Here is a 25,912-nt window from a genome sequence, read left to right as displayed (position 1 = left end):
CAAAATGAGAGTCCGCCAGACTGATTAACATAATGTTTTTTGCAAAACCGGACCAGCCCTGCTACAACCCATACCGAGGAGTTTAATAATATGATTTACAGATTTCTGATACTGACAATCCTGCTGTTGAGCCTTGCTTCCTGTGCCCCTGTCATGATGAATGGTGAAGTAACTTCCGATCAGGGGACCGAACTTGGTCAAGTTGAAATGTCTGCCAGCAACCGCCCTGAATTTAAAGCATACACTGTCAAAGCTTTTCTTCCTGACGAAACTGAATTCAAAGGTGAAATCAAATACTACGAAAAATCAGTCACCCTTTATAGTAATGATGGCGTCAGCATGAAATGCGACTTTATCCTTAACGATCCGAAACAAAAATTCGAAGGTGGAGGAACCGGTTCCTGCACAACTTCCGACGGCCAGAAACTGAAGGTTAAATTTTAGTTCTGAAATATGGGGAATTTAATGATCCGGATTAACCGGCTTTCATACAATTTCGGCGCAAACTGGGCTTTAAAAGATATTTCCCTGCACATCCAAAAGGGAGAATTCATATTCCTGACCGGACATTCCGGTGCCGGGAAGACAACTCTCATGCGCCTTCTTTACGGAGCACTGCCGCTCACCCGAGGTCAGGCATCTGTTGCCGGGTATAACCTGCACAATATCAAACGCGGACAGATTCCCATGCTGCGCCGTGAACTCGGCGTTGTTTTTCAGGATTTCAAAATCCTGCCCAACCGCTCTGTTTACGAAAATGTATCTCTGGCTCTGACCGTACGCAGCATGCCTAAATCAGTTGTAGATAAAAGGGTCCGGGCTATAATCCGCGCCCTTGGACTTGAGAAGAAAAGTTATTCCAAATGCGGCAGCCTTTCCGGCGGCGAACAGCAACGCGTGGCAATCGCCCGGGCCATGGTGGTCAACCCCAAACTGATCATCGCTGACGAACCCACCGGAAACCTCGACTTCGAACTGTCCATGCACCTGATGGACGTTTTTAAACAATTCCACACCCATGGAACCACGGTGGTCATGGCAACACACAGCCGAGAAATCCTGCGCTGTGTGCCGGATGCCAGAATTATTCATCTTGAAGACGGCCAGCTCAGCGAACCGCCGGAGTATCTTACCTCGGAGCTTTGCCCATGTTAGCACTTTTCTTCAGGCTTATCGGACGTGGTATCCGTGATATGGGTTTACACCCTTGGGCCAATATTTTCACTTTGGTTGCTGTTACCATGGTTTCCGTTATGGCCGGTTTATTCATGATTACAATGCACAACGTCAATCAGGAATTGCTCAAGAGTAAAGGTCAGGTAGAAATACAGGTCTTCTGGTCAGCCAATACCCCTGCTGAAAATTATGAAAAACAGTGGGCCGACCTGCAAAATATTGAAGGTTTAAAAGATATACGCACCTTCACACCCGAAAATGCTCTCAAGCAGCTTTCCGCTGCCCTGAGTGATACGGACGATTTTTCATGGCTTGGTAAAGAACGCAATCCCCTGCCGCCCACCGCCCTGCTCTCTTTTTCAGTAGAACCGGGCATGAAAAATGAACGTTGGGCCGCAGATTTGCTGCATGACCTTAAAGCACTTCCCTTTGTGGACAAGGTGCATTACAATCCCCTGCAGATTGACCTTGCCAGGGGCTGGATCAGCCTCACAAAATCCATAGTCTGGCCCATCATAGGCTTTCTCGGACTGGTAGTCGCACTGGTTGTCGGTAACACCATGCGCCTTTCGCTCATGACCCGTAAGGATGAAATCGAAATCCTCTACCTCGTGGGTGCCAAGCAATGGTTTATCCGCCTTCCGCTCTTAACCGGAGGGGCACTGCTCGGACTTGCCGGAAGTTCTATCGCCCTTGGTATCCTTTACGCTGCCCAGCAATTTTTCGCAGATATCCTGAACTTTCCGCCGCTATTCATGAAACTGACCTTCCTGCCCACGGAACAATGCCTGATACTAGCAGGAACCGTCACCCTGATCGGAATGCTGAGCAGTTTTGTGGCTGTTAAGAATTAAATTTTATTTTGCCTCCGGAAGCCCTTCGGGGACCAGAGAAACTTTTTGGAAAAAGTTTCTCTGGACTCTTCAAAAACTTTTATCAGGGCTTCGCTGTCTATTGGCATAATCCTGCATTTTAATCCCCAAAAGGCCATTCCTGAATAAAAGGAAATTTTTCATACTAACCAGCTGTCTAAAAGACACATAGCGACAGCTTAATAAAAAGTTTTGGGATTCTTAAACCCTTTTCCAAAAGGGTTTAAGGCCCCCGGCAGGGTCCTCGAAGAGCCGCCGGAGGCATCCCAGTCAGGAGAGAACCACTATGAGAAGTAAAAAAATGACCGGAGGGCTGGAAAAGGCCCCGCATCGTTCCCTGCTTTACGCACTGGGCATGTCCAAGGACGAGATCAACCGTCCGCTGATCGGTATCTGTAACGCAGCCAATGAGATTATTCCCGGTCACGTGCACCTGCACAACATCACCCGTGCGGTTAAAGACGGCGTCCGTCTTGCCGGGGGTGTGCCCATGGAATTTCCGGCCATCGGTGTCTGTGACGGTCTGGCCATGAACCACGCCGGCATGCGCTACTCCCTGCCCAGCCGTGAAATCATTGCCGATTCCATCGAGATCATGGCTACCGCCCATCCTTTTGACGCTCTGGTGCTGGTTCCCAACTGTGACAAAATCGTACCCGGTATGCTCATGGCTGCCCTTCGCCTGAACATCCCTACCATCGTTATCAGCGGCGGTCCCATGCTCGCAGGACGCAAGGATGGTAAAAAGGTCGACCTGATCACCGTATTCGAAGGTGTTGGTCAGGTTAAGACCGGTAACATGAATGAAGACGAACTTTCCGTACTTGAACAGAGCGCATGCCCCACCTGCGGTTCCTGCTCCGGCATGTTTACCGCTAACTCCATGAACTGTCTTTCCGAAACAATCGGTCTGGCACTGCCCGGCAACGGTACCATCCCCGCTGTTCTCGCCGACCGGACCCGCCTTGCCAAAGCTGCCGGACAACAGATCATGACCCTGCTTGAAAAGGACATTAAACCGCGCGACATCGTTACCGAAAAAAGCCTCAAGAACGCGGTAACCATGGACATGGCACTCGGTTGCTCCACCAACACCGTGCTGCACCTGCCCGCTATCTTCAACGAAGCAGGTCTGAATCTTGATCTGACCGTATTCGACAAAATCAGCCGCAACACTCCAAATCTCTGCAAACTTTCCCCGGCCGGTCCCGATCACATTGAAGACCTGAACACTGCGGGCGGTATTCAGGGCGTTATGGCTGAACTTTCCAAGTCCGGTCGTATTGAACTTGATCCGCTGACCGTTACCGGAAAAACCGTTGGTGAAAACCTCAAGGAACTGAATGCCGGAATCACCGACCACAACATAGTGCGTCCGATTGATAATCCCTACTCCAACGAAGGCGGAATCGCTGTCCTTTTCGGTAACATTGCTGAAGACGGCTGCGTAGTTAAGCAGTCCGCTGTGGCACCTGAAATGATGAAACGCACCTGCAACGCCAAAGTTTTCAACTCTGAAGAAGAAGCTGTTGAAGCAATCCTCGGCAAACAGATTGTAAAAGGTGACGCCGTGGTTATTCTTTATGAAGGCCCCAAAGGCGGTCCCGGCATGCGTGAAATGCTGACCCCCACCTCGGCCATTGCAGGTATGGGACTCGGCGCAGACGTAGCTCTAATCACCGACGGACGTTTCTCCGGCGGAACCCGTGGTGCTGCTATCGGACATGTTTCACCGGAAGCCGCTTCCGGCGGTGCTATCGGACTGGTTCAGACCGGCGATGTTATTGAAATTGACATCCCCGGCCGCTCTATCAATGTTAAACTTGATGAAGCAGAGTTCGAAAAACGGCGTGCTGAATTCAAGCCCATTGAAAAAGAAATGCCTTCCGCGTTCCTCAAGCGCTACAGCCAGAACGTAACTTCAGCATCTACCGGTGCTATTTATAAGAAATAAATTGCCTCCGGCGGCTGGGGAAGGGAAAACTTTTGCAAAAGTTTTCCCTTCCCCAGACCCCATCCCTTTCAAAACCTTTCAATTCGCTTCGCGCTTAGATTTACTGAGCAATCAGCAACACTGACACCGCATTATCTTAATTAGATATTGCGGTTTTTGTTTTTCCCTGCCGCCCCCCTCAGGCATAAATAAAATAGACAATCCTCAAAGCAGGCTATAACTTAAGCCCGCAAAAGCCAGTCAGGGAAGTGCTTTTCACATCCGTTCGCATAAAAAAGGGGAAGTAGAATGTCTAAAGTATATTTCTGGAATCTGCGTACCACACGCAAATCTCCGCATGCCTTGAAAATGAAAAAACTGCTCAAGCAGTCCGGCCTAAATGCTATCATTGATCCCGGTAACCTCGTGGCCCTCAAAGTCCATTTCGGCGAAAGCGGAAATACCGGCTATCTCAACGCGCTAAACCTGCGTCCCATTGTTGATTTCCTGAAAAAAGCAGGCGCTAAACCTTTTTTCACCGATACCAGTACTCTTTACGTAGGTGATCGCGGTGAATCTGTTTCCCACGGGCTGCTGGCTGCGCGCCATGGATATGATCCCAACATAGTTGGTGCTCCGGTAATGTTTGCGGATGGCCTGCGGGGGGAATACGAAACAACCATCCCATATAACGGTAAATATATTTCTGAGGCCTACGTTGGTGGCATGTTCATGGAAACCGACATGATGGTTACTCTTAACCATGTTAAAGGTCATGGATTGGCTGGATACGGTGGAGCAATTAAAAATATCGGCATGGGCTGCGCTTCCAAAAGAGGTAAAATGCACGTGCATGTATCAACTGCTCCGCACCTGCATCCTGAAAAATGTACCGGATGTGGAGTCTGTATCACCGAGTGCGCGGCAAAGGCACTCGACATCGACGATGAAGGTAAAATTTTGATGGCTGGAAAATGCAGCGGATGTGGTCGCTGTTTTCTATCCTGTCGATACGGAGCGATTTCCATCGATTGGAAAAGCGATGTTGATATATTCACCAAACGTCTCATTGAATACAATAAGGCAATTCTTGACCGTTTGAAACGCCCGGCTATGCACATAAACTTTCTTATGAACATCACCCCGGACTGTGATTGCCACGGTTACAGTGATGCACCCATCTGTCCCGATCTAGGCGTCATGATTTCTTCCGATCCGGTAGCTGTAGACCAGGCTTCCCTTGATATGATCAATTCAGCTCCGCCGCTCTACCCCAGCCGCCTGCCTGATGGACTCAGTAAGGGTGATGACAAATTCAAAGCTCTCACACCTGACACTCCTGATTCCTTCGGCCTCAAATTTGCCGAAGAAATCGGACTCGGTTCCCGGAACTACAAGCTGGTTACTATTTAAAAATATCCAGCTCAAATATTGTTCATAACAAAGGCCGTAGTATCTTTATGATATTGCGGCCTTTTCTGTTTTGAACAATATACACCTACTATTTGTTCAAAATTAGTACTTTATTTTAATATACTTAAGCTAATTAGGCACAAAAGATACCTAGTAATTCATTCCCTTTTTTCGAGCTGTATTTAACCGCACTTCTCCATAAATTTTAATGAACCAACAAAAAATGGCGGTATATCTTCATGCAGATATACCGCCAGCGTATTTTTGAACAATTATGGGCTACTATTTGTTCGTAATTAAACCTTCTTTTTCAAGCATTTGCATCAGTTCCGCACAATTAGCAGCAACAAAGTCAGGGTCTGCTTCCTTGAGTTCTTCAACAGACATCCGGCCTGTAGCAACTCCTGCTGTCATGGACCCTGCCCGCTTGCCGGTTTCAATATCCATAGGATGGTCACCGACCATAAGTGTGTTCGCCGGATCAACGCCGATAACATCAAGGGCTTTAAACAGATGCTCCGGGTGCGGCTTTACATTTTGAACATCTTCGCGGGAAAGAAAACAGCCGGAAATATTCTCAATCTCAGGGACCAGCTCACGCACTGCCGAGGCTGTGTTACGGGTGATGATTCCGGTCTTGATGCCCGAGTTGCGCAAGCTGGATAAAATTTCACAGGTGAACGGAAAAAGCTTGCCTTGGCGGGCTGCTTCCACTTCCATAGTAATAATCAAAAAACGACAACGGGTATGGAATTCCTTACCCAGATCAGGGTCATCTTCAGCGAGACAATTGGAAATGAAATCAACCCACTCGAGGGCCGGGATATCATTCTTCTCCGGCAATGGATCTAAAAATGCCCTGCCTAAAGCCTTCAGCCTTTTTTTCATTTCATCGAAATCAATAGTCAACTCTGCTAAAGTTCCGTCAAAATCAAATACAATTGCTTCTATTTTTTTCATATTCCGCTAAGTTTTGTACGGTCTTGCTTGCCCAAGTGCTAATCTGAGGATATAAATTCACAACTTAATCAAGCAGATATTCCGGTTGAGAACAGTTTTTCAGGAGTCAATGTGTCCGGTAAATTTGATGTAATTATTGCAGGTGCGGGTCCTACAGGATCAACAGCCGCCTGCATCCTCGCTGGTAAAGGTTTCAAGGTAGCCCTGATAGATAAATCCGAGTTTCCGAGAAAGAAACTCTGCGGTGGTCTCTTGACCTACAAGGCTACAGAAGTATTGAACAAAATATTCGATTGTGATGTTGATTGCCTCAAAGAAAAAGGTATCATCAATTTTGAATCACCCGAATACTCCATCAACTACCGCGACTACAATATCCGCGATGCTCAATCCACAATACCTTTCCGTTTCGTGGACCGGGTGGATTTTGATTACTTCCTTCTGCAAAAAGCCGCAAATGCCGGAGCCCACATTTTCACTGGTGAAAAAATCACGCACTGCAACTATCAGGATGCTGAAATTAAAACCGCATCTAACCGCATTTTCAAAGGAAAATACCTGATAGGTGCAGACGGTGTTCATTCCACAATCCGCGGATCTGTACCCTACGATAAAAGCAAATGGCGTGGGGATATGGCCGCAACCATTGAAATCATTTTCGATGAAAAGGATTTCCCGCGCAAAGTCACCAAACCCGAACTCTACATCGGCCATCTCAGAGCCGGATATATCTGGGTTTTCCCGGCCAATGGAAAAGTAGTTACCGGAATAGGTGCACTTAAACGCTGCACCAAAGACTTCAAGAAAACCTACATGAATTTCTTGCGCAATCAGGGCATCGCAGATCCCGAATCCCTTCATCTACAAGGCTATCCTCTGCCTTATGGAAACTTCATGGAGAATCCCTGTTTCGGGCGCACTCTGCTCGCCGGGGATGCTGCCGGACTGGTGGAACCGCTCTTCGGTGAGGGAATCTTCTACGCCCTGCAGACCGGACGTTATGCAGCTGAATCAATCGCCAAGGGAATAACCGAAAACAAATCCCCGAATAAACTCTACCTCGAACGGTTGAACAAATACGTTTTCCCCGAATTTCGTTATTCCAACTACCTGCGCTGGACACTGTTCTATTCCCAGCCGCTCTTAAAGCACATGTCATTCAAAATGATGTTCAAATCCATGCCCAGAATTCTGGCCGACATGGTGCACGGGATCAGGTCATACAAGTTTTTATTGAAGAAAGAATGGGATTAATACTGCCTTCGGCGACCCTGCCGGGGGCTTTAAACCCTTTGAAAAGGGTTTGTTGCACTGTCGTTATCCCTAAGACTCGCGTAAGCCCGCTCGCCTAAGGGCTAATGCAAAAATCCCAAACTTTTTTTATATGGCTTCGCCGGTTAGATTTAAAGATATTACAAACACAAACCCCCGCAATATTTTCAAGATATTGCGGGGGTAATTTTATGCTCAAATTCTAAAAGATACATGCGAAGCATAACTAAAACGTCTTTTGGGAAGAGGGGATGGGGTCTGGGGAAGGGGAGAAACCCTTTTGGGCGTTAGCAAAAGGGTTTCTCCCCTTCCCCAGCCGCCGGAGGCAATCAAGACTTTATCTGCGACAACAACATACCGCAAAGCATCAATCCACAACCTATCAATCCTTGGGTTGTAAGGATTTCTCCGAGCAGCAACCACCCGGCAAATGCAGCAAACACAGACTCAAGACTGAGGATAATTGCGGCATGGGCAGGCTTTGCTTCCTGCTGCGCAACGACTTGTAAAGTATAGGCAACCCCGACAGACATAAGCCCGCCGTAAAGAATGGGCACAATTCCATCCCATATTCCTGAGAAAGTCATGGTCTCAAAAGCAAAAGCCCCGATAAAGCTGAATGTGGAACAGGCCACAAACTGGCCGGCCGCAAACTTGACCGGATCAACCTTACTGGCCAGCAACGAAATAACAACAACATGCCCGGCAAAGAATACCGCACAAATCAGGACCAACATGTCTCCCATCTCGATATGAAAACCTTCGTTAACCGAAAGCAAATACATACCGATTACGGCCAGAACCGCCCCTATCCATGTAGGAAGACCGGTCTTCTGCTTGAAAAAGAGACCCATGATAGGAACAAAAACCACATACAACCCGGTGATAAATCCTGCGTTTCCAGCAGTAGTATAAACTAATCCCCACTGCTGAAAAGTTGCCCCCATGAAAAGCGCCCCGCCTGCGATCAGACTGCCCTTAATAAAACTTTTCTTATCAACTTCCTGATAAGTACCGTCTTTCTTCTTTTCACGGTCAATGCGGTGAATAAGCGGGATCAGTGCGGCAGCACCGAGAGCAAAACGAACCGCGTTGAAAGTGAGCGGTCCCATAAAATCCATACCCACCCTCTGGGCTACAAATGCAGCACCCCAGATAATTGCGGTGATGAGCAGTAAAATATCAGCTTTCAGACTCTTGGTGTTCATAAGATCCCTTTTCAAAAAAATCCGGCAGAAAATTAATTCTGCCGGATTAATAAGACTCAGTTATTTAAAACTTTTATTCAGATTCAATCTCTTCTACAGGTTCGGTCAGCAGGAAATCACCCTTCTGGATCCAATCCTTGAGCTTATCAGCAATTTCCAGAGATATGGAATGGCTTGTCAACGGAACGGTGGGGATATCCTTACCATTCAGGTTGATAGAACCGGACTTAAGCTCTTCAAGGGTAACATGGGCGAGGATATTTCCGACTCCGTTGGGGTAATCATACCCGTAATCTTTAACCGGCATCTGAATATCGGCATCTGAGACGCCGGTAAACCATGCTATTTCCTCGTTGAGGATAGGAATGGGTATGCCGACACCAATTGATGCCGTGCAGCCGTATCCGGGGAAACTAAGACCTCGGAAGTAGCGGGAATCCATTTCCTCAACATTGCTGGATTTGAGCATGAGTGTTCCGGACGGGGTAAGCGGAATACCGCGTTCGTTACGCTGCGGGCTCTTAACATGCTGTGTTCCCGCGCCGATGACATATCCTTTGGCCCCGGCAAGGAATATACGTGTACCCATACCGATAGTCCGCAGGTAGGGATCATTGAACAAAGGAGAAAGCTGCCCGGCAGTGGCAAAGTTAACATTGCGCTGGTTGGGTTTGAGCGGTCCCATGTAGGTGTAAACGGTCCTGCTGGTCATGTTCACAGCGGCATTGTAGTTCTGATAACAGTTGCGCGGGTTCAGAATGGTTACGTCTTTAAGATCCTTGAGGGAAACATCTTTTTCGATTTCACGGCGCGGGTAACAGTCTGTTCCGTAAGCTTTGGCTTTCAGTCGTACAGTTTTTCCGGCAATGAGATCTTCGATTACATGTCCGCCGCCATAAGTGAAACGCCCCGGATGGACTTTGTTCAAGGGATCGTCCGCGGAAGGCTCGGTTACACCGATGTAGGAATCAACGGCAGCAACACCAGCATAAGCGGGAACATTGTTCAGCCAGACCTGAGAAGTCTTAATTAGCGGCGGAACCTGCCCGATATTGAAAAACATTCCAGAAGAGCACATGGGAGAGAAAGTCCCGGTGGTGACTACATCTATCTCTTTGGCTGCTTCAACTTTGCCTTTGGAACGGACAATATCGACCATTTCTTCAGCATTGACGACAACAGCCTTACCTTTCTTGATACGTTCGTTGATTTCACTGATTGTCTTGGTGACTTCAAAGGTAGTGGCCATTTGAAAAGACTCCGGTTGGAATTTGATGAGATGTCTGACCAAAGTTTCCACAATACGTTCAAAACTAATATTCCGGGCTGAACAGCCCATGGCAATTTTGATGATAATGTCAGACGAGCAAAGATTGTGGCTTAAATAGCCTCTGATTGCAATTTTATTTTTTTAAAGGGGTAGATATTATTTCAAAGTTTAAAAACGTTTTAAGGGCGAATATGCCTTGGCTTAAGCTATATAATAATGTATAAGAACGTGTGGTTGTAGGGGTTGAGGATTTATCATTTTTTTTAGTTTTTTTTCCCTTTTATTTTAATAACTTAAAACACCCCAAAAAAATATATTATTCACGTGAAAGAAGCACTTAGAAACCATCTTTTAAATTCATGCTCCGATTCCGAGCTGGCCCGCTGGTTTGACCCCATTAACATCGACATTTCCGAAGAGAACGGGGAAGTTGTAGTTACTTTCCCGCACGCTTTTTTTGGACAATGGTTCAGATCCAGTATCCAGGACCGTTTTGAAGAGCAGCTTGGCCAGTTTCTGGGCAGCGGGTTCTCCGTATCCTACTCCAACAACGGTTCGAGCAGCACGACTGTGCAGGAACAACCTGTCAGTGTTAAAAAAATTGATTTCCCTTTCGGGCACAACTTCACCTTTGAAAACTTCCTGATCAGCAAGAAGAACTACTTTCCACTTGCTTCAGCCAAGGAAGTCGCCCGTGTCGATAACGTTTCCTTCAACCCTTTTGTTATCTGCGGCAAGAGCGGTTCAGGTAAATCCCACCTCTTAAAAGCCATTGCCAACGAAGTCTGCAAAAAAGTTGACCGGGAGAAGATATTCCTCGGCAACGTTGATGACGTGCAGAATATCTACTCTGTTCGTTTTGGCGGTGATGTTATGCGTGCGAGGAATTATTTCTTTGAATTCGAATACTTCTTCCTCGACGACCTCAAGCAGATCAAAAAATACGAACACCTGCAGCAGGAACTCATCTCTATTTTCAACAACTTTTATGAACATGGAAAACAGATGGTGTTCAGCTGCTCCGATAAATTGGCTTCCTACGACTTTTTGAACAAGAACCTGAAGTCCAGACTGGAATGGGGGCTGATCGTCACCCTGAAGCGTCCTGACCTCGAAATCAGGGCCAAGTATATCCAGAAACAGTGCAAGCTCAAAAAACTGCCCTTGAGCAAAGATCAGATCCTAACGCTATCCCAGCGTTTTCAGGACTTCAGGTATCTGCAGGGCATCATCATCAAACTTTCTGCATTCCGTGAACTTGTGCGCAAGAACATGGATGACCGGGATTTTGAACATATCCTGAGCAACACGGAAGAAAAGGCAGATGAGACTCTGACACCGGAATACGTGATTGAGTCCGTTGCCTCCCACTTCAATCTCAAACCTTCCGACCTTACAGGCAGCAAAAGGCACAAGATAATTGCCCACGCAAGGCAGGTTGCCATGTTCCTTTGCCGGGAACTTTTAGGCATATCCTACCCCGCCCTCGGTCGGACTTTTGGAGGTAAAGACCACTCGACTGTTCTGTATTCTGTAAAAAAAATACAAGAATTACAGAGGGATGATAAAGTTTTGAAAAGACTGTTGATAGACTTGAAGAATAAATGTCTTTTGCGTGTCTCAAACTGACAAAGTTCCAAACGAGTGTAGGTTTGTTACTCAAATGCTACAGGAATTGTTTGTAAAAAAATATTTAATTTTAAGTACTTAGTTAAGAAAGAAACATAAGAACCGACCTTATTAAAAAAACAAGGAGAATATATATGTTTTTAAAGGTGAATAGGGATGAAGTGATCGAAGGATTGCAGAAGTCTGCCAGCATCATTCCCGCCAAAACAGGAGCCGCTTATCTGCGCACCATCTGGCTGAAAAGCGAAGCCGGAAATCTGCGCATCATGTCCACTGATTCCAATCTGGAATTCTGCGGTACATATCCTGCCGAGATTGTGGAAGAGGGACTGGCCGGTGTTCAGGGACGTGCCTTTTATGATCTGGTCCGCAAACTTCCTTCCGGAGAACTGACCATCAAAAATGACGCTGACGGTTCTTCCATCCTTGTTGAACAAGGATCAAGGAAGTACAAGCTGCCTGTGAATGATCCTACCTGGTTTCAGAAGTTCTCCGATTTTCCTTCTGAAGGAGCAGTTTTCTGGTCTGGTGATTTCCTGCTGGAGATGATTGAAAGAATTGCTTTCTGCATCAGTGATGAAGACAGCATGGAAGCCATTGCCTGCATGAACATGATTCCCGCATCTGATGAGAATGGTAAATATGTCGAAGTGTGCGGACTGAACGGACACCAATTTGCAAGAATGAAGTTCATCAATGACGACATTCATTCAATTCTTCCTGAAGAAGGAATCCTGATTCAGAAGAAATATCTTGCTGAACTCAAGAAATGGCTCACCGATGATGAGATTGAACTGAGCCTCAGTGAAAAACGTCTTTTTTTCAAAACCGCAGACGGCAAAGAAACTTTCAGCCTGCCGCTGAGCTACTACCAGTATCCGAATTACAAGAATTTTCTGTCCAAACTCAATGATGACGATGTTTCCCATATGAAAGTGGAAAAATCCGAGCTTTCCATGGCTCTGGACCGTATCTCCATTTTCAACACTGATTCCAACCGTTGTGCATCTTTCCTGTTCAATCCCGGTGAGCTGGTTCTTTTTTCACAGGGGCAGGAAGTCGGTACTGCGACCGAATCCATGGAAATTCAATTCTCCGGTGAAATGGAACGCATCGCTTTCCCCACCAAGAACCTTATTGAGATTCTCGGGCATTTCCAGTCTGACAACATCAATTTCACTCTGACCGGAGCTGAGGCGCCTTGCGGCGTTACCGGCGATGATGACAACGAATATCTCGTAATCGTCATGCCCATGAAGGTTCAGGAAGAGACTTACTACAGCGAGGAAGACGTTTAATGGCTCCCAATCAAGATTACAGCGCGGAATCGATTACGGTCCTTGAGGGCCTTGCCGCGGTTAGAAAAAGACCTGCCATGTATATCGGCTCCACCGATATCAGGGGTTTGCACCACCTTGTTTACGAGGTAGTCGACAACTCCATCGATGAAGCCATGGGCGGTTACTGCTCTAAATTCAAAGTTACCCTGCACATGGACAACAGCGTTACCGTATCCGATAACGGCCGCGGAATCCCTGTTGATATCCACCCTAAAAAGAAAAAACCGGCTCTTGAGATCGTTATGACCGTGCTTCATGCCGGTGGTAAATTTGATAACGATGCCTATAAAGTTTCTGGTGGTCTGCACGGAGTTGGTGTTTCGTGCGTAAACGCCCTCTCTGAGCATCTTGAGGCTACAGTTCGACGCGGGGGTAAGATCTACCGTCAAAGTTACGAGAGAGGGGTTCCTACGGGTCCTCTGGAGTGCATTGGTGATGCAGTGACCACCGGTACAACTGTCCGTTTCCGTCCTGATGAGGAAATTTTTGAGACCAACCAGTTTGATTTCAACACTCTCAGAAAGCGTTTTCGTGAACTGGCCTACCTGAACAAGGGCCTTGAAATTGAATTCGTTGATGAAAGAACAAATGAGAGCGCCAGCTTCAAAGCTGATGGCGGTATCGTTTCATTCGTTGAAGATTTGAACAAAGGGCAGACCACTGTAAGTGACATCATTTACGCCGAGTCTGAAACCGACAACGTGATCACTGAACTGGCCATCCAGTACAATACTGCCTTTAAAGAAAACACCCATACTTTTGCCAACAACATCCGTACTGTCGAAGGCGGAACGCATTTGGCCGGTTTTAAGGGGGCGCTTACCCGTGCCATCAACACATATATCCAGAATTCGGATCTGCCCAAGAAGCTTAAAATAAAGCTTTCAGGTGATGATGTCCGTGAAGGTCTTACCGCTGTCATCAGTGTTAAGCTTCCCGAGCCGCAGTTTGAAGGGCAGACCAAGACCAAGCTGGGTAACTCCGAGATGGTCGGCATTGTGTCCGGTATGGTTTACGACAAGCTGTCTTCCTATTTTCAGGAGAACCCCAAAGACGCCAAATCCGTTATCGAAAAAGTTGTTGATGCAGCCCGCGCAAGGGATGCGGCCCGTAAAGCCCGTGATCTCGTGCGCCGCAAAGGAGCACTTTCCGACCATTCCCTGCCCGGTAAACTTGCCGACTGCCAGTCCAAAGACCCCAGCGAAAGTGAACTCTTCATCGTTGAGGGTGACTCTGCGGGCGGTTCTGCAAAACAGGGCCGTAACCCCAAGCATCAGGCTATTCTGCCTTTGCGCGGTAAGATTCTGAACGTTGAGAAGACCCGTTTCGACAAGATGCTCGGTAACAAGGAAATTCGCGCGTTGATCACCGCAATGGGTATCGGCATCGGCCAGGAAGAAGGGGAGAAGGATTTCGATAAACTGCGTTACCACAAGGTCGTTATCATGACTGACGCGGATGTCGACGGCTCTCACATTCGTACCCTGCTTCTGACTTTCTTCTTCCGTCAGTATGAAGAACTCATCGAACGCGGCCATCTCTACATCGCACAGCCTCCGCTGTACCGTATCGCCAAGGGTAAATACGAAAAATTCATCAAGGATGATTCCGAGCTTTATACTTTGCTTATCCAGCGGGTGTCGAAGGATATCGCAATTAAGACCGAATGCGGTCAGGAATACCATCAGGAATCTCTGATTGAGTTGCTCGATGACATTCGTTTCATCAAGGGCAAGATCGGTGAGGCCGCGAACATGGGTATTTCCGATTCCCTGTTTGCAAATCTGGTCAGCCTTGACGAGAAGATGACCCCGGAAATGTTTGCTGACAGCGATCCGCAGTTCTTCATCTCCAAGATGGAAGATTCCGGCTACAAGGTCATCATTGAGCGTGAAGAAACCGAAGGTGAAGCCCGCGTTTACGTTGTTTTTGAAAACGAAAACGGACACCGCACCAGACTGGCAGTGGAATTCTTCAACTCCAAGCTGTTCCGCAACACCTATGACCGTAACCGCAAGATCGTCGACGAGTGCGAAGGTATCGATTTCATAATTACCCGCGGTGAGAATAAAACCGAAGTCAGGGGAATTTTCAAGCTGCTCGATGGTGTTATGGAAGAGGCCTATAAAGGCATCAACCTCCAGCGCTACAAAGGTCTTGGTGAAATGAACCCCGAACAGCTCTGGGAAACCACCATGGATCCCGATAAGAGAACCATGCTGCAGGTGACCATCGAAGATGCTACCGCCGCCAACGAAATCTTTGAAGATCTCATGGGTGATAATGTGGAACCGCGCCGGGAATTTATTGAGAAAAATGCCCTCGCAGTTCAAGAGCTAGATATTTAGGATGCCTCCGGCGGCTGTGGAAGGTAAACTTTTGTAAGAGTTTATCTTCCACAGACCCCATCCCTTCAACACTTTTTAACAGGGCTTCGCTCAGCGTGGCTCGGAATTGTGTGAATAGTATAAATTTTGCGCACGTTTTAAAAAGTACAAAGGACGGCTTTTAAATTAGTAACTGACTAAAACTAATAAAAGTTTTTGGGATTCTTAAACCTTTTTTCCAAAAAGGGTTTAAGCCCTCGGAGAGGCCCCCGGCAGGGTCGCCGAAGGCAAATCTTGGAGAATAAAACATGCCTCAAATCACAATTGAAGAAGAGCTTAAGAAATCGTACCTTGAGTACTCCTTGAGCGTTATTATAGGCCGTGCGATCCCTGATGTCAGGGACGGGCTGAAGCCTGTACACAGGCGTATTCTGTACGCCATGCACGAGCTTGGAAACACCTACAACCGGTCATACAAGAAATCAGCCCGTGTTGTCGGTGACGTAATCGGTAAATATCACCCGCATGGTGATTCTGCCGTTTACGATGCTTTGGTTCGTATGGCGCAGGAATTTTCCATGCGCGATCCGCTTGTGGACGGTCAGGGTAACTTCGGTTCCATTGACGGCGATGCCGCAGCGGCAATGCGTTACACAGAAGCAAGGATGTCCAAACTCAGTTCCGAGTTTCTGGCCGACCTAGAGAAAAAGACTGTCGATTTTCGCGACAACTACGATAACTCACTGCAGGAACCTTCTGTCCTGCCCACCAAGGTTCCCAACCTGCTGCTGAACGGTACTTCCGGTATTGCAGTTGGTATGGCTACCAACATTCCTCCCCACAACCTCGGTGAGCTGATCAACGGTACTGTTCATCTGCTCGATAATCCTGAGTGTGAGATCGAAGACCTTATGGGCCACATCAAAGGGCCTGACTTCCCCACCGGCGCGCTTTGCTTCGGCGGTAAGGGGCTTCGTGAAGCTTACATGACCGGGCGTGGTTCCATTAAAATCCGCGGTGTTGTGAACATCGAGGAAAAAAAGAACGGCCGTCAGTCCATCGTCATCACAGAGATCCCTTATGCACTGAACAAATCAAGCATGGTCGAAAAGATCGCGCAGCTGGTTGGTGAAGGCAAAATCGAAGGTGTTTCCGACCTGCGTGACGAATCCGACCGTAAGGGTATCCGCGTAGTTGTTGATCTCAAGAAAGGCGCAATCGCGGACATCATCATAAATTCCCTGTACAAGTTCACCCAGCTTGAGCAGAGCTTCGGCATCAACATGATGGCTGTTTCGGGCAACCGTCCGCAGCTTATGAACCTGAAACAGGTTTTGGCTGCATTTCTGGAACACCGCCGTGAAGTCATCATCCGCCGTACCCGCTTTGATCTCGATAAATGCGAAAAAAGGGCCCACATTCTCGAAGGTCTGCGTATCGCACTTGATAACATCGATGAAGTGGTCAAAATTATCCGCGCTTCCAAGAACGGTGATGAAGCACGTGTCGGTCTGATGGACCGTTTCGAGCTTTCCAAAGTACAGGCTCAGGCTATTCTGGATATGAGACTTCAGAGACTGACCAACCTTGAGCACGAAAAGCTGCTTGAAGAATACGCAGAAATTCTCAAGAAGATTGAATACTTCAAGTCTATCCTCGATAACGAAGAAGTTCTGAAAGGCGTTATCCGCGACGAGTTGGTTGATATCAAAGATAACTACGCCACCGAGCGTAAAACCGTACTCATGGATCACAATCCCGATGATATCGATATCGAAGACCTGATCCCCGATGACGATGCGGTTATCACTCTTTCCAGACGTGGTTACATCAAGCGCACCCCGCTTTCCAACTACCAGAAGCAGAAGCGCGGCGGTAAAGGTATCGCGGGTGTTCAGACCAAGGACGGTGACTTTATTCATACCTTCCTGACCACCTCGAACCACCAGTACCTGCTGCTGTTCACTTCCAAGGGTAAGATGTTCAAAATCAAGGTTCATCAGGTTCCCGAAGCAAGCCGCATCGCCCGTGGCGCGCATATCGCCAACCTGCTGCCTCTTGAGAAGGACGAGACCATTGCTACCGCAATGACCATGCGCGAATTCGAAGAAGAGTGTTTCTTCCTGTTCGTAACCAAGAACGGTATGGTTAAACGTTCCTCTATCGCCTTGTATCGCAATTGCCGCCAGTCCGGTATCCGCGCAGTAGCTCTTAAGGACGGCGATGAACTGATTACGGTTAAAGAAGTAAGCGCCAGCTCCGAGGCTGTTCTGGTCACCAGAAATGGTACTTCCATCCGCTTCAGCTGTCAGGATGCAAGGGCTATGGGCCGTGTCGCCAGCGGTGTTAAGGGTATCGCCCTGCGCCCGGGTGATGCGGTTGTTTCCGGTGTTGTTACCGGGGATGAAGACCGTGTCCAGCTGCTGACTATCTCCGAAGGCGGTTACGGTAAGCGGACCGACATCGAACAGCATCGTCTGCAGACCCGTGGCGGAAAAGGTATCATCAGTATGAGGGTGACCACCAAGACCGGAAAAGTACTCGGTTCCATCATGGTTTCCCCTGAAGATGAAGTGGTACTGCTCACTTCCGGCAACAAGATTATCCGTATGGGCGTTAAAGACGTTTCTCTCGTCGGTCGCGCTACTCAGGGTGTAAGACTTGTTCGCATGGATGATGGTGACCACGTGGTCGGTTTTGACCTCGTTCAGGAAGCAACTGAAGAACTTGCATCCGAGCCTGAAGGCGACGAATCTGCATAATGAAAAGATTCCTGATTATAATAATCGCATCCCTGCTGCTTATGGCGCAGGGGTGCGATAAAACGAAAAATAATACATCAGAAGTTATCGATAAGGCTCGCTCTAATTTTATAAGCGGCTTCTACGTCGATTCTGAAAAAGGGTTCGAAAGATACCTTCAGGATAACCCGCAAGGCGAGTATCGTCTTGAAGCATGGGATTATCTGGTCAAGATTGCGGCAGAGGTGCGCCATGACAGTGCGCGCGGAGCTGCAATCCTTGAAGCCATGTATCTTGAGTTCGGACACAAGCCGGAGCTTGCTGCCAAGCTCAAGCGCGAGCTGGCAGAAATGTATATCCGGACCGGGCAGTATAAAACTGCTGTGGAAGCCCTTGAGAAAAGTTTGGAATTCCAGAATCAGCCACAGGAACAACTTGATTCCACACGTGTCCTGCTGGCTGAAACATTCCGTAAGCTGAGAAATTATGATCTCGCTATCTACACCTATAACGACATAGCTAAATCAACAGAAAACAAGACCACAGAAGCCCGCGCGCTTTTCGAAATGGCTCATACCCTGACCCTGATTCAGGCATGGGAAAGGGCAGAATCCGAGCTGGATAAATTGATCAAAATGGCTGGAGTTCCAGAAGAAATACAGGCTGAAGCAGCCTTTATGCTCGCCGATATTTACGAACACCGCCACGAGTATAAGAAAGCCGCCGCGCTGCTTGAAACAATTGTCGATACCTACCCGAATCCATACGCAGTTCGTTATAAGCTGGATTATTTGAATAAGAGATTTTGATGAATAATGAGTGATGAAAATTTATGAGTGATATATTACCAGCTCCTAATTCCGGTATTGATATTTTTAACTCAGCAGATGGGCGCATCAGAGTTGAGGTTCATTTTGGCGATGAGACAGTTTGGATGAGCCAGAAGGCGATGGCTGAACTCTTTGGTGTGACTGTCTCAAGTATTAATCAACATCTCAAAAACATTTTTGATGAAGAAGAGCTGATTGCTGAATCAGTTATTAAGAAATTCTTAATAACTGCAAGTGACCGGAAAAAATATGAAACTAATCATTATAACTTGGATGTAGTTATTTCTATTGGCTACCGGGTTCGTTCAAATATTGGAATCCAATTTCGACGCTGGGCAACCGAGAGACTTCGTGAATACATGATTAAAGGATTCACGATGGATGATGAGCGTCTCAAGAATCCGGGAGGTTTTGATTATTTTGATGAACTGATTGAGCGGATTCGTGAGATCAGGGCATCTGAAAAAAGATTTTATCAAAAAGTGAAAGATATCTTTTCACAGACAAGTTCCGATTACGATGGTCGTTCAAAAACAGCGCGCGTATTTTTCCAATCGATCCAAAACAAGATGCTTTTTGCAACCACTGGAAAAACTGCTGCTGAGCTTGTTAAATCCAGAGCAGATTCCGCTTTACCTAACATGGGATTGACAAGTTTTGCGGGCAGTGTTGTCAGGAAAAAAGATATTATCACTTCCAAGAACTATCTTACTGAAGAAGAACTTAAGGCATTGGATCGTCTTGTTGTTATGTTTTTAGATTTTGCGGAAGATCGAGCGCAAAGGCGCAAATCTTTGAATATGCAGGATTGGATTAAGCAGACTGATCTATTCTTGGATTTCAATGAAAGGGAGGTTTTGTCCGATTCTGGAAAAGTATCTCATAAACAGGCAGAGATACACGCTAGTAGTGAGTATGATAAATACGTCATGCAGCGTAGAGCTAAAGAACTGGAGATATCAGAAGCCGAGGCTGAACAGGATTTCGAAGAACTTGTTAAATCCATCAGATCGTAATCCCCAACCCCTTCGCAATAAACCCACCGAATACCGACACTAATTCAGACCGTTGCCCGGGCTGGAATCTCAGGTCAATATAAACTGATTTTATGTCCGGCAGTCCGTCAGAAGGGCGGGCGTGGCGGCATCCTTTTGCTGTTGTATCTTTGGTAACAGCAGCTATCGCCAATCCGCCCTGAACGGCGGCCAGAAGTCCTGCAAGACTGGGGCTGCCGTATGCAATGCGATATTTGCGTCCTACTTTATCGAGTGCTTTCAAGCCATTTTCTCGGTAGCAGCAGACCGGATGAAAGAGAGCTAGTGGTAGAACGTCATATTGCGCAGGCTCCATCCTTTCCGGCAGAATCCATGTCAGCTCCATAGGTGCCGAATATTCTGTTTCCACATTATCAGTTGCAATAGCCAGATCCAGTTGCCCACTATTCAGCATCTTAGTCAGTCTTGGCGTGTCATCACAAAAAACGTCTACCTGTACTTTCGGGTGGTTAACCGCAAATTCTCTCAGTATTCCGGGTAGGTGTTTCATGGCGTAATCATCAGGAGCGCCAAGGCGCACAACGCCATTCAATTTAGGACCGGACATGGCTACGAGCGCTTCATCGTGAAGGTCCAGGATTTTGGAGGAGTAGCGGTATAGTGTTTCCCCTTCAGATGTAAGGGTTACACCTCTTCCTTCGCGCTGAAAAAGAACGCATTTAAGGTCTTGCTCAAGTTTTTTGATCTGCATGCTGACCGCGGCCTGAGTGCGGTGGATAAGTGCCGCTGCTCTGGTAAAACTACCAGTATCTGCTGCAGTTATGAAAGTTTTCAACAGGTCCGGGGTCAGTTGAGCTGAGTTTAATATATCAAACATTCTTATATCTTAGATAAAATATATTAGTTTGTCTAATGATCGTGGTTTAGTCATTGTGTCCAAAAGCACGGTGCTAAATTCACAAACAAGGAGATATTAAAATGGCTGAAAAAATGCTTGAACTTAAGAATAATATTGGTGAAAACTGGGGAACATACAAAAATCTGATGCCTGAAGTTGGTGATCTTTACGATCAGTTCCATGGAGAAATATACAAGGACGGAACCGTTAAAGCGAAAGAAAAAAGGCTGATGGCTGTGGTCGGCGCACTGGTAAGCGGATGCCGGGCCTGCATGCTTTACCAGACCGAAGAAGCACTCAATCTTGGTGCTACTGTTGATGAGATTCTTGAAACCTGTGCGGTGGCAATATCTTTAGGTGGAACAATGGCAGCCGGTGAAGCTACCCACATCATGGGATTCCTAAAAGAGTTAGGCAAGATTAATTAATTGTATTGCCTCCGGCAGTCTTGCGGGATGCCCTGCCGGGGGCATTAAAACATCTGCTTACTCTTCGAAGTCATAAACTGTGTAGCTGGTCATCAGTTCCAGCATAACGTAGGTGCTGATGTTTTCCCTGATGCAGGTGGCAGCATCAATGATCATTTTTTGCTTTATTTTGAATTCATCCAGCGTGGATTTCTTGCGTGCATAGATTATGCGGCGAGCATATTCTGGGTTCATATTTGATGAACTTATCGATAACCCTTTTGTTAAAAAATGATTATTAGATGGCTTAATGAGTTTATCAATTTTATCAATCCCTAATTCTTCATACATGAGTTTCACTTTATAAAGGCTCATGGCGATATCTTCCGGAGGAAGCTCGTCTTTAACTGCGGGGATGAGTAGCAGCGGGCCGTTTTTGATGAGCCGATCCTTCATATCGTTATTGGGAAAGTAGTCGCCCAGTTTAGTTGCAAGGTCTCGTTCATTCGTTTTGGAAATCAAGCTCAACAAGAAAGTTTCAATCAGATTCAGGCGCAGTTCATATTCACTCAACGCAGCCGCCCTTAATTCTTCTGCTTTATCTGCAAATTCATTTTTATGAAGATCATCAATTGCGTGGGCGAATATTCTGGCGCTGAATTCATCGTCCAGCCTTTCCAGAACTAGATTTTCGGCCTGAACCCTTTTGCCGAAAAGTGATTTGATGTTTTTTGCGGCCAGATTCCACCATGATATTAGGTCATGCAGGTCATTGTGATGAAAATTGAAACGGGGCAGATTGTCTGAGAAATTTGTCAACTCATGAGTGTTATTCAAAAATGATTCATCAAGGCTTATTTCAGGTATCTGAATTTTGCCGGCTTCTTTCAAATCCTGCACTCTATCCATCAAATTCTCGCAGCTTTTTTCAAAACGTGCGAAAGGAATATCAAGTGTTTCTTTGCAAAACTTATCGATAATTACTTTTATTTTTTGTGCTCTAATTATATTGATATTTTGCAGTACTTTTGTCTGTGTTTCTCCAGATAGAAGAATGATTATTTTCGCAGCTGATGCATTGCTGACTTCGCGATTAAATATTTCCTGCAGACAAAAATCAGGCAGCAGTCCAAGAGAATCAAGTTTGTACTGTTGATTGAGAATTGAAATTTCAGACATAGGATATTCACCAAAAAAAAGCCGCGAAGCAAATTAAAAGTTCTAGAAGAGTCCAGAGAATCCTTTTTCACAAATACGCAGAAAAGCTGATTTGCCCGATTGGCAAAAGTACCGCCTTGAAGGGGGTAACATCAGGAAAGGGCGTAATAAAAAGGGTTCTTTGGTCCCGCTGAAAGTGCCCCCGAAGGGACCTTCGGTAGACATCTAAAGGGCTACCAGAGGCAAAAAAGAACCCCGACCCTAGTAGGGCGGGGTTCTTAATATTTCCTAGAGTACAGGCAGATAGGTTGAGATTTCGTATTCAGTGACCTGAGTCCGGTATCTGTCCCATTCCTTAATTTTGTTTCTGTAGAGATTGGAATGAATGTGATCGCCGAGGCATTCTTTGATAACTTCACTATTTTTCATTGCTACAGCTGCTTCATACAGGTTGCCGGGCAGTGCGGTGATGCCGTGCTCTGCGAGTGTCGGTGCGTCCATGGCGAAGATGTTTTCTTCGATAGGAGTGGGTAGCTCGTAAGCCTCGTCGATTCCCTTGAGGCCGGCCTGCAGCATTACTGCAAAGCAGAGGTAGGGGTTTGCAGCCGGGTCCGGGCAGCGCAGTTCCATTCTGGTAGCGTTTTCCTTACCCGGTTTATACATGGGTACACGTACTAGTGTTGAACGGTTTTTACGGGCCCATGATACATATACCGGTGCTTCATAACCAGGAACCAGACGTTTGTAGGAATTTACCCACTGGTTGGTGATGCAGGTCATTTCCGGTGCATGCTTGAGAATACCAGCTATGTAGCTTTTTCCTTCCGGACTGAGGTGGTATTCGTCGTTGGCATCAAAGAAGACATTGCGGCCGTTTTTAAACAGGGACTGATGCACATGCATGCCGGAGCCGTTCTCACCAAAGATCGGCTTGGGCATGAAGGTAGCGTAGATACCGTGTTTGCGGGCCATTTCCTTTACGATAACGCGGTAGGTCATGGCGGTGTCTGCCATACGCATGCCTTCAGCATAACGCAGGTCGATTTCATGCTGGCTGGGTGCTACTTCATGGTGGCTGTATTCTACATCATAACCCATCTGCTCGAGAGCAAATATGATATCACGACGCACATCGTTACCGAGATCAAGGGGGGGAGCATCAAAATAGCCGCCGCGGTCGATAATCTTGGTACCTTTTTCGTCCTGAAAGAGGAAGAATTCAAGCTCGGGACCGACGTAGTAGGTGTAACCGCGCTCGGCAGCTTTATCGAGAGTCTTTTTAAGAACCCAGCGGCTATCGCCTTCATACGGGGTTCCGTCTGGATTCTGAATGTCGCAGAACATGCGGGCTACTGGACGGTCGGTGGGGCGCCAGGAGCAGAGCTGAAAAGTGGTGGGGTCGGGGATGGCGATCATGTCCGATTCTTCGATTCTGGTAAAACCGAGAATTGATGAACCGTCAAAGCCCATACCTTCTTCAAAGGATGCTTCCAGTTCCTTGGGGGTAATCTGGAAACTTTTAAGTGTTCCGAGGATATCCACAAACCAGAATTGTACGAAGCTGATGTTGTAATCTCGTACAGCTTTCAAGACATCATCAGCGTTTTTGCAGTTAAATATTGGCGCAGCCACAGGTAATTTCCTCCTCGAATAAGAAGTTCGTCCCAGACCGGAGCAATTAATTACGCGCCGGTAACGGGCATGGTGTACATGTCAAAATTAAAGACATAACTGTCTAAAATTAAATGCTTGGTATAATTAGACTCTGTGTTGGTGAATTATTGAATGTCAAACCGATAATACCTGAATATGGATTCTTTATGCAAACGGTATCAGCATAATTTTAAAATCAGCTAGATGGAGTCAATTAAATCCCGCACTTCCCTGAAAAATGAAAGAATATCAGTATGAGACTGGGATACGGAATTTATATCCAAGCGTTTGAAAAATGATACAATATTTCCTTTAGGGGTATGCGTTCTGCTGAAGTAAAGCTCATGAAGCGGTCCTTCGGGTGATTTAACAGCCAGAACCCAGTCTCTACCTTGTTTGTGCCATACTTTCGAAGAGTTCTCTTCTTTGTGAACAATGACCATGTTAACCAATTCTTCGAGTGTGAAGGGCTGGCCGGGACGTCCGGGCATACCGAGAAACTCGCCGTTTTCGGAGTGGATAACTACTGGAAGTTCAAGAAAATCTTCTTCAGGTTCAATAGTAGAACTGTCCGCATCAAGAGAATATGATTCAGTTTCACCGTCATCTTTTCTGATGGTGACAACTTTCTTTGCTGTAACTCTTTCCGGTTGTTGCAGGCCACCGGAGTTGTCCAGAATCGCTTTGATTTCCTGTAAAAGATCGATTGTTCCGGACGGTGTATCAGACTGTGACTGAATCATTTCCTTCAGTGATTTTTCTATACGAGCAAGACGCTGTTCTGCTTTCGCCTGAGCTGTAACCAGCGCGGCAAGACCATTCATCATCTGGGCGGTAGTTTTAGCCAGTTTTTCAAAATCTTCGCTATTAACATGAGTATTTTCTGTCTTTTCCGATAGCTGACGATCTTTTTTAACTGATTCAAATTCTGTGAGAAGTTTATCTCTAATCTGCTTTACCGATAGATTTTTATTGAAGAGATCCCTGATGCGCAGGCAAAGTTTATCCGCTCCCTTGCGAAAGCGCAGCGGTTTTCCGTGACCGACAATAAAGAAGAATTCAGGAAACTTTTTGCGGTAACTTTTGATGGTGGTAACGGATACTTCGGTTATGGAGGAAAGGTCGCGGTGAGTGAATGTTTCGGCAGTCATTTTTTTGCTTCCTGAATATTTTAAATCAGGTGATAATAAGTTGACCTGATTCATGATTACTCGATTAAAAAATAAATATTTTAAATGCATAACAAACATTTTTAGTTATCGATAACCATAATCGTCAGGTAGGTCAACAGGGAATAGAAATGATGTTGTGGAGAGGGGGGATTACTGCGTTAAAATAGATTTTTGTTACAAAGTATTAATTCTGTTTTTTAGAGGTGTGTTAACGAGTGCCGGATTAGGTAAGGAGATTGACTCTAGTCGGCAATCTTGAATTAATGATAATTATTGTTAATTTATAAGTATTTGTAATTTTTATAAATATTTGATTTTATATTATCGATAAATTTTAATTATAATGTCAATTTTGAAATCTAGTTAATAAAGAAATGATGAAAAGGACCAGCAGGGCGGCCATGAGGATCGTATTGATATTAACCCCGCCTTTGACTTTTTGACGTTTGCGGTATCCGAATATCAGGATCAGGATTGCTATGAATAGAAGAAGCTTGAACATGGTAAGGTTATTTAAATCGTCTTCTGGAAAAAAGCAAAGGGGTTTAACCTTCGGGATCATATTCAATTTAGTAGTCTGCTACCGATGCAGTGTTGGTTTTAATCCTGCCAAACTTTCTTAAAAGAACGGGCTGCATGGTTAAACCATGCAGCCCGT

21 protein-coding genes are annotated in these 25,912 nt (G+C 46.3%); 13 read left to right on the top strand and 8 right to left on the bottom strand.

Annotated features, from left to right (window positions below; genetic code table 11):
• Window positions 1–90: 90 nt before the first annotated feature.
• The 5 genes from ACNI29_RS07570 (at window position 91) to ACNI29_RS07550 (ending at window position 5,394) form a co-directional block, all read left to right on the top strand.
• Window positions 91–444 (top strand): hypothetical protein, encoded by a 354-nt coding sequence (locus tag ACNI29_RS07570; protein ID WP_419781596.1) that lies wholly within the window; start codon window positions 91–93, stop codon window positions 442–444.
• A 21-nt stretch (window positions 445–465) separates the two neighbouring features.
• Window positions 466–1,155, top strand: coding sequence for a cell division ATP-binding protein FtsE (ftsE, locus tag ACNI29_RS07565; RefSeq protein WP_419781595.1), 690 nt, complete (start codon window positions 466–468; stop codon window positions 1,153–1,155).
• Window positions 1,149–2,030, top strand: coding sequence for a cell division protein FtsX (locus ACNI29_RS07560; protein ID WP_419781594.1), 882 nt, complete (start codon window positions 1,149–1,151; stop codon window positions 2,028–2,030). Before ftsE ends, ACNI29_RS07560 begins: the two co-directional genes overlap by 7 nt.
• 304 nt (window positions 2,031–2,334) lie before the next feature.
• Window positions 2,335–4,002: a dihydroxy-acid dehydratase gene (ilvD, locus tag ACNI29_RS07555; protein ID WP_419781593.1), complete on the top strand. Its 1,668-nt coding sequence runs from the start codon at window positions 2,335–2,337 to the stop codon at window positions 4,000–4,002.
• Between the two features lie 288 nt (window positions 4,003–4,290).
• Window positions 4,291–5,394, top strand: coding sequence for a DUF362 domain-containing protein (locus ACNI29_RS07550; protein WP_419781592.1), 1,104 nt, complete (start codon window positions 4,291–4,293; stop codon window positions 5,392–5,394).
• A gap of 282 nt (window positions 5,395–5,676) precedes the next feature.
• Here ACNI29_RS07550 and ACNI29_RS07545 read toward each other — a convergent pair whose 3' ends face one another.
• Entirely contained in the window at window positions 5,677–6,354 is a 678-nt protein-coding gene (locus ACNI29_RS07545; protein ID WP_419781591.1) for an HAD family hydrolase, read from the bottom strand.
• Between the two features lie 111 nt (window positions 6,355–6,465).
• On the opposite strand from ACNI29_RS07545, the gene ACNI29_RS07540 reads away from it, so the two are divergent.
• Window positions 6,466–7,608 carry a geranylgeranyl reductase family protein gene (locus ACNI29_RS07540; protein WP_419781590.1) on the top strand — a complete coding sequence of 381 codons (1,143 nt, stop codon included), beginning with the start codon at window positions 6,466–6,468 and terminating at the stop codon, window positions 7,606–7,608.
• A gap of 347 nt (window positions 7,609–7,955) precedes the next feature.
• On the opposite strand, the gene ACNI29_RS07535 is transcribed toward ACNI29_RS07540, so the two are convergent.
• The gene (locus ACNI29_RS07535; protein ID WP_419781589.1) at window positions 7,956–8,834 is read right to left on the bottom strand and encodes a DMT family transporter; all 879 of its coding nucleotides are present in this window, start codon (window positions 8,832–8,834) and stop codon (window positions 7,956–7,958) included.
• A 73-nt stretch (window positions 8,835–8,907) separates the two neighbouring features.
• Window positions 8,908–10,083 (bottom strand): homocysteine biosynthesis protein, encoded by a 1,176-nt coding sequence (locus ACNI29_RS07530; RefSeq protein ID WP_419781588.1) that lies wholly within the window; start codon window positions 10,081–10,083, stop codon window positions 8,908–8,910.
• A 345-nt stretch (window positions 10,084–10,428) separates the two neighbouring features.
• Here ACNI29_RS07530 and ACNI29_RS07525 point away from each other — a divergent pair, with 345 nt between their 5' ends.
• From ACNI29_RS07525 to ACNI29_RS07500, 6 genes are all read left to right on the top strand, one after another.
• The gene (locus ACNI29_RS07525) at window positions 10,429–11,733 is read left to right on the top strand and encodes a DnaA ATPase domain-containing protein (RefSeq protein ID WP_419781587.1); all 1,305 of its coding nucleotides are present in this window, start codon (window positions 10,429–10,431) and stop codon (window positions 11,731–11,733) included.
• Between the two features lie 134 nt (window positions 11,734–11,867).
• Window positions 11,868–13,031, top strand: a complete 1,164-nt coding sequence (gene dnaN / locus ACNI29_RS07520) for a DNA polymerase III subunit beta (RefSeq protein ID WP_419781586.1) — start codon at window positions 11,868–11,870, stop codon at window positions 13,029–13,031.
• On the top strand, window positions 13,031–15,421 hold the full coding sequence (gyrB, locus tag ACNI29_RS07515) for a DNA topoisomerase (ATP-hydrolyzing) subunit B (RefSeq protein WP_419781585.1): 2,391 nt from the start codon (window positions 13,031–13,033) through the stop codon (window positions 15,419–15,421). Before dnaN ends, gyrB begins: the two co-directional genes overlap by 1 nt.
• A gap of 287 nt (window positions 15,422–15,708) precedes the next feature.
• Window positions 15,709–18,162, top strand: coding sequence for a DNA gyrase subunit A (gene gyrA, locus ACNI29_RS07510; protein WP_419781584.1), 2,454 nt, complete (start codon window positions 15,709–15,711; stop codon window positions 18,160–18,162).
• On the top strand, window positions 18,162–18,950 hold the full coding sequence (locus tag ACNI29_RS07505; RefSeq protein ID WP_419781583.1) for a tetratricopeptide repeat protein: 789 nt from the start codon (window positions 18,162–18,164) through the stop codon (window positions 18,948–18,950). The genes gyrA and ACNI29_RS07505 overlap by 1 nt, the downstream gene beginning before the upstream one ends.
• Window positions 18,951–18,973: 23 nt before the next feature.
• Window positions 18,974–19,987, top strand: coding sequence for a virulence RhuM family protein (locus ACNI29_RS07500; RefSeq protein WP_419781582.1), 1,014 nt, complete (start codon window positions 18,974–18,976; stop codon window positions 19,985–19,987).
• Here ACNI29_RS07500 and ACNI29_RS07495 read toward each other — a convergent pair.
• Window positions 19,977–20,843: a LysR family transcriptional regulator gene (locus ACNI29_RS07495; RefSeq protein ID WP_419781581.1), complete on the bottom strand. Its 867-nt coding sequence runs from the start codon at window positions 20,841–20,843 to the stop codon at window positions 19,977–19,979. The genes ACNI29_RS07500 and ACNI29_RS07495 overlap by 11 nt on opposite strands.
• A gap of 101 nt (window positions 20,844–20,944) precedes the next feature.
• Between ACNI29_RS07495 and ACNI29_RS07490 the strand changes: the two genes are divergently transcribed.
• Window positions 20,945–21,292 carry a carboxymuconolactone decarboxylase family protein gene (locus ACNI29_RS07490; protein ID WP_419781580.1) on the top strand — a complete coding sequence of 116 codons (348 nt, stop codon included), beginning with the start codon at window positions 20,945–20,947 and terminating at the stop codon, window positions 21,290–21,292.
• 57 nt (window positions 21,293–21,349) lie between these two features.
• On the opposite strand, the gene ACNI29_RS07485 is transcribed toward ACNI29_RS07490, so the two are convergent.
• The 4 genes from ACNI29_RS07485 to ACNI29_RS07470 form a co-directional block, all read right to left on the bottom strand.
• Window positions 21,350–22,450 carry a hypothetical protein gene (locus ACNI29_RS07485; protein WP_419781579.1) on the bottom strand — a complete coding sequence of 367 codons (1,101 nt, stop codon included), beginning with the start codon at window positions 22,448–22,450 and terminating at the stop codon, window positions 21,350–21,352.
• A 267-nt stretch (window positions 22,451–22,717) separates the two neighbouring features.
• Entirely contained in the window at window positions 22,718–24,061 is a 1,344-nt protein-coding gene (locus ACNI29_RS07480) for a glutamine synthetase family protein (protein WP_419781578.1), read from the bottom strand.
• A 221-nt stretch (window positions 24,062–24,282) separates the two neighbouring features.
• Window positions 24,283–25,233 carry a hypothetical protein gene (locus ACNI29_RS07475; RefSeq protein ID WP_419781577.1) on the bottom strand — a complete coding sequence of 317 codons (951 nt, stop codon included), beginning with the start codon at window positions 25,231–25,233 and terminating at the stop codon, window positions 24,283–24,285.
• 367 nt (window positions 25,234–25,600) lie between these two features.
• Window positions 25,601–25,756 carry a hypothetical protein gene (locus tag ACNI29_RS07470; protein WP_419781576.1) on the bottom strand — a complete coding sequence of 52 codons (156 nt, stop codon included), beginning with the start codon at window positions 25,754–25,756 and terminating at the stop codon, window positions 25,601–25,603.
• Window positions 25,757–25,912: the final 156 nt, after the last annotated feature.

This window comes from Maridesulfovibrio spiralis (SeqCode) (genome assembly GCF_048571135.1).
Lineage (GTDB): Bacteria > Desulfobacterota > Desulfovibrionia > Desulfovibrionales > Desulfovibrionaceae > Maridesulfovibrio > Maridesulfovibrio spiralis.
Note: the sequence above shows the minus strand (reverse complement) of the source record. Positions and strands in the feature narration are given on the sequence as shown.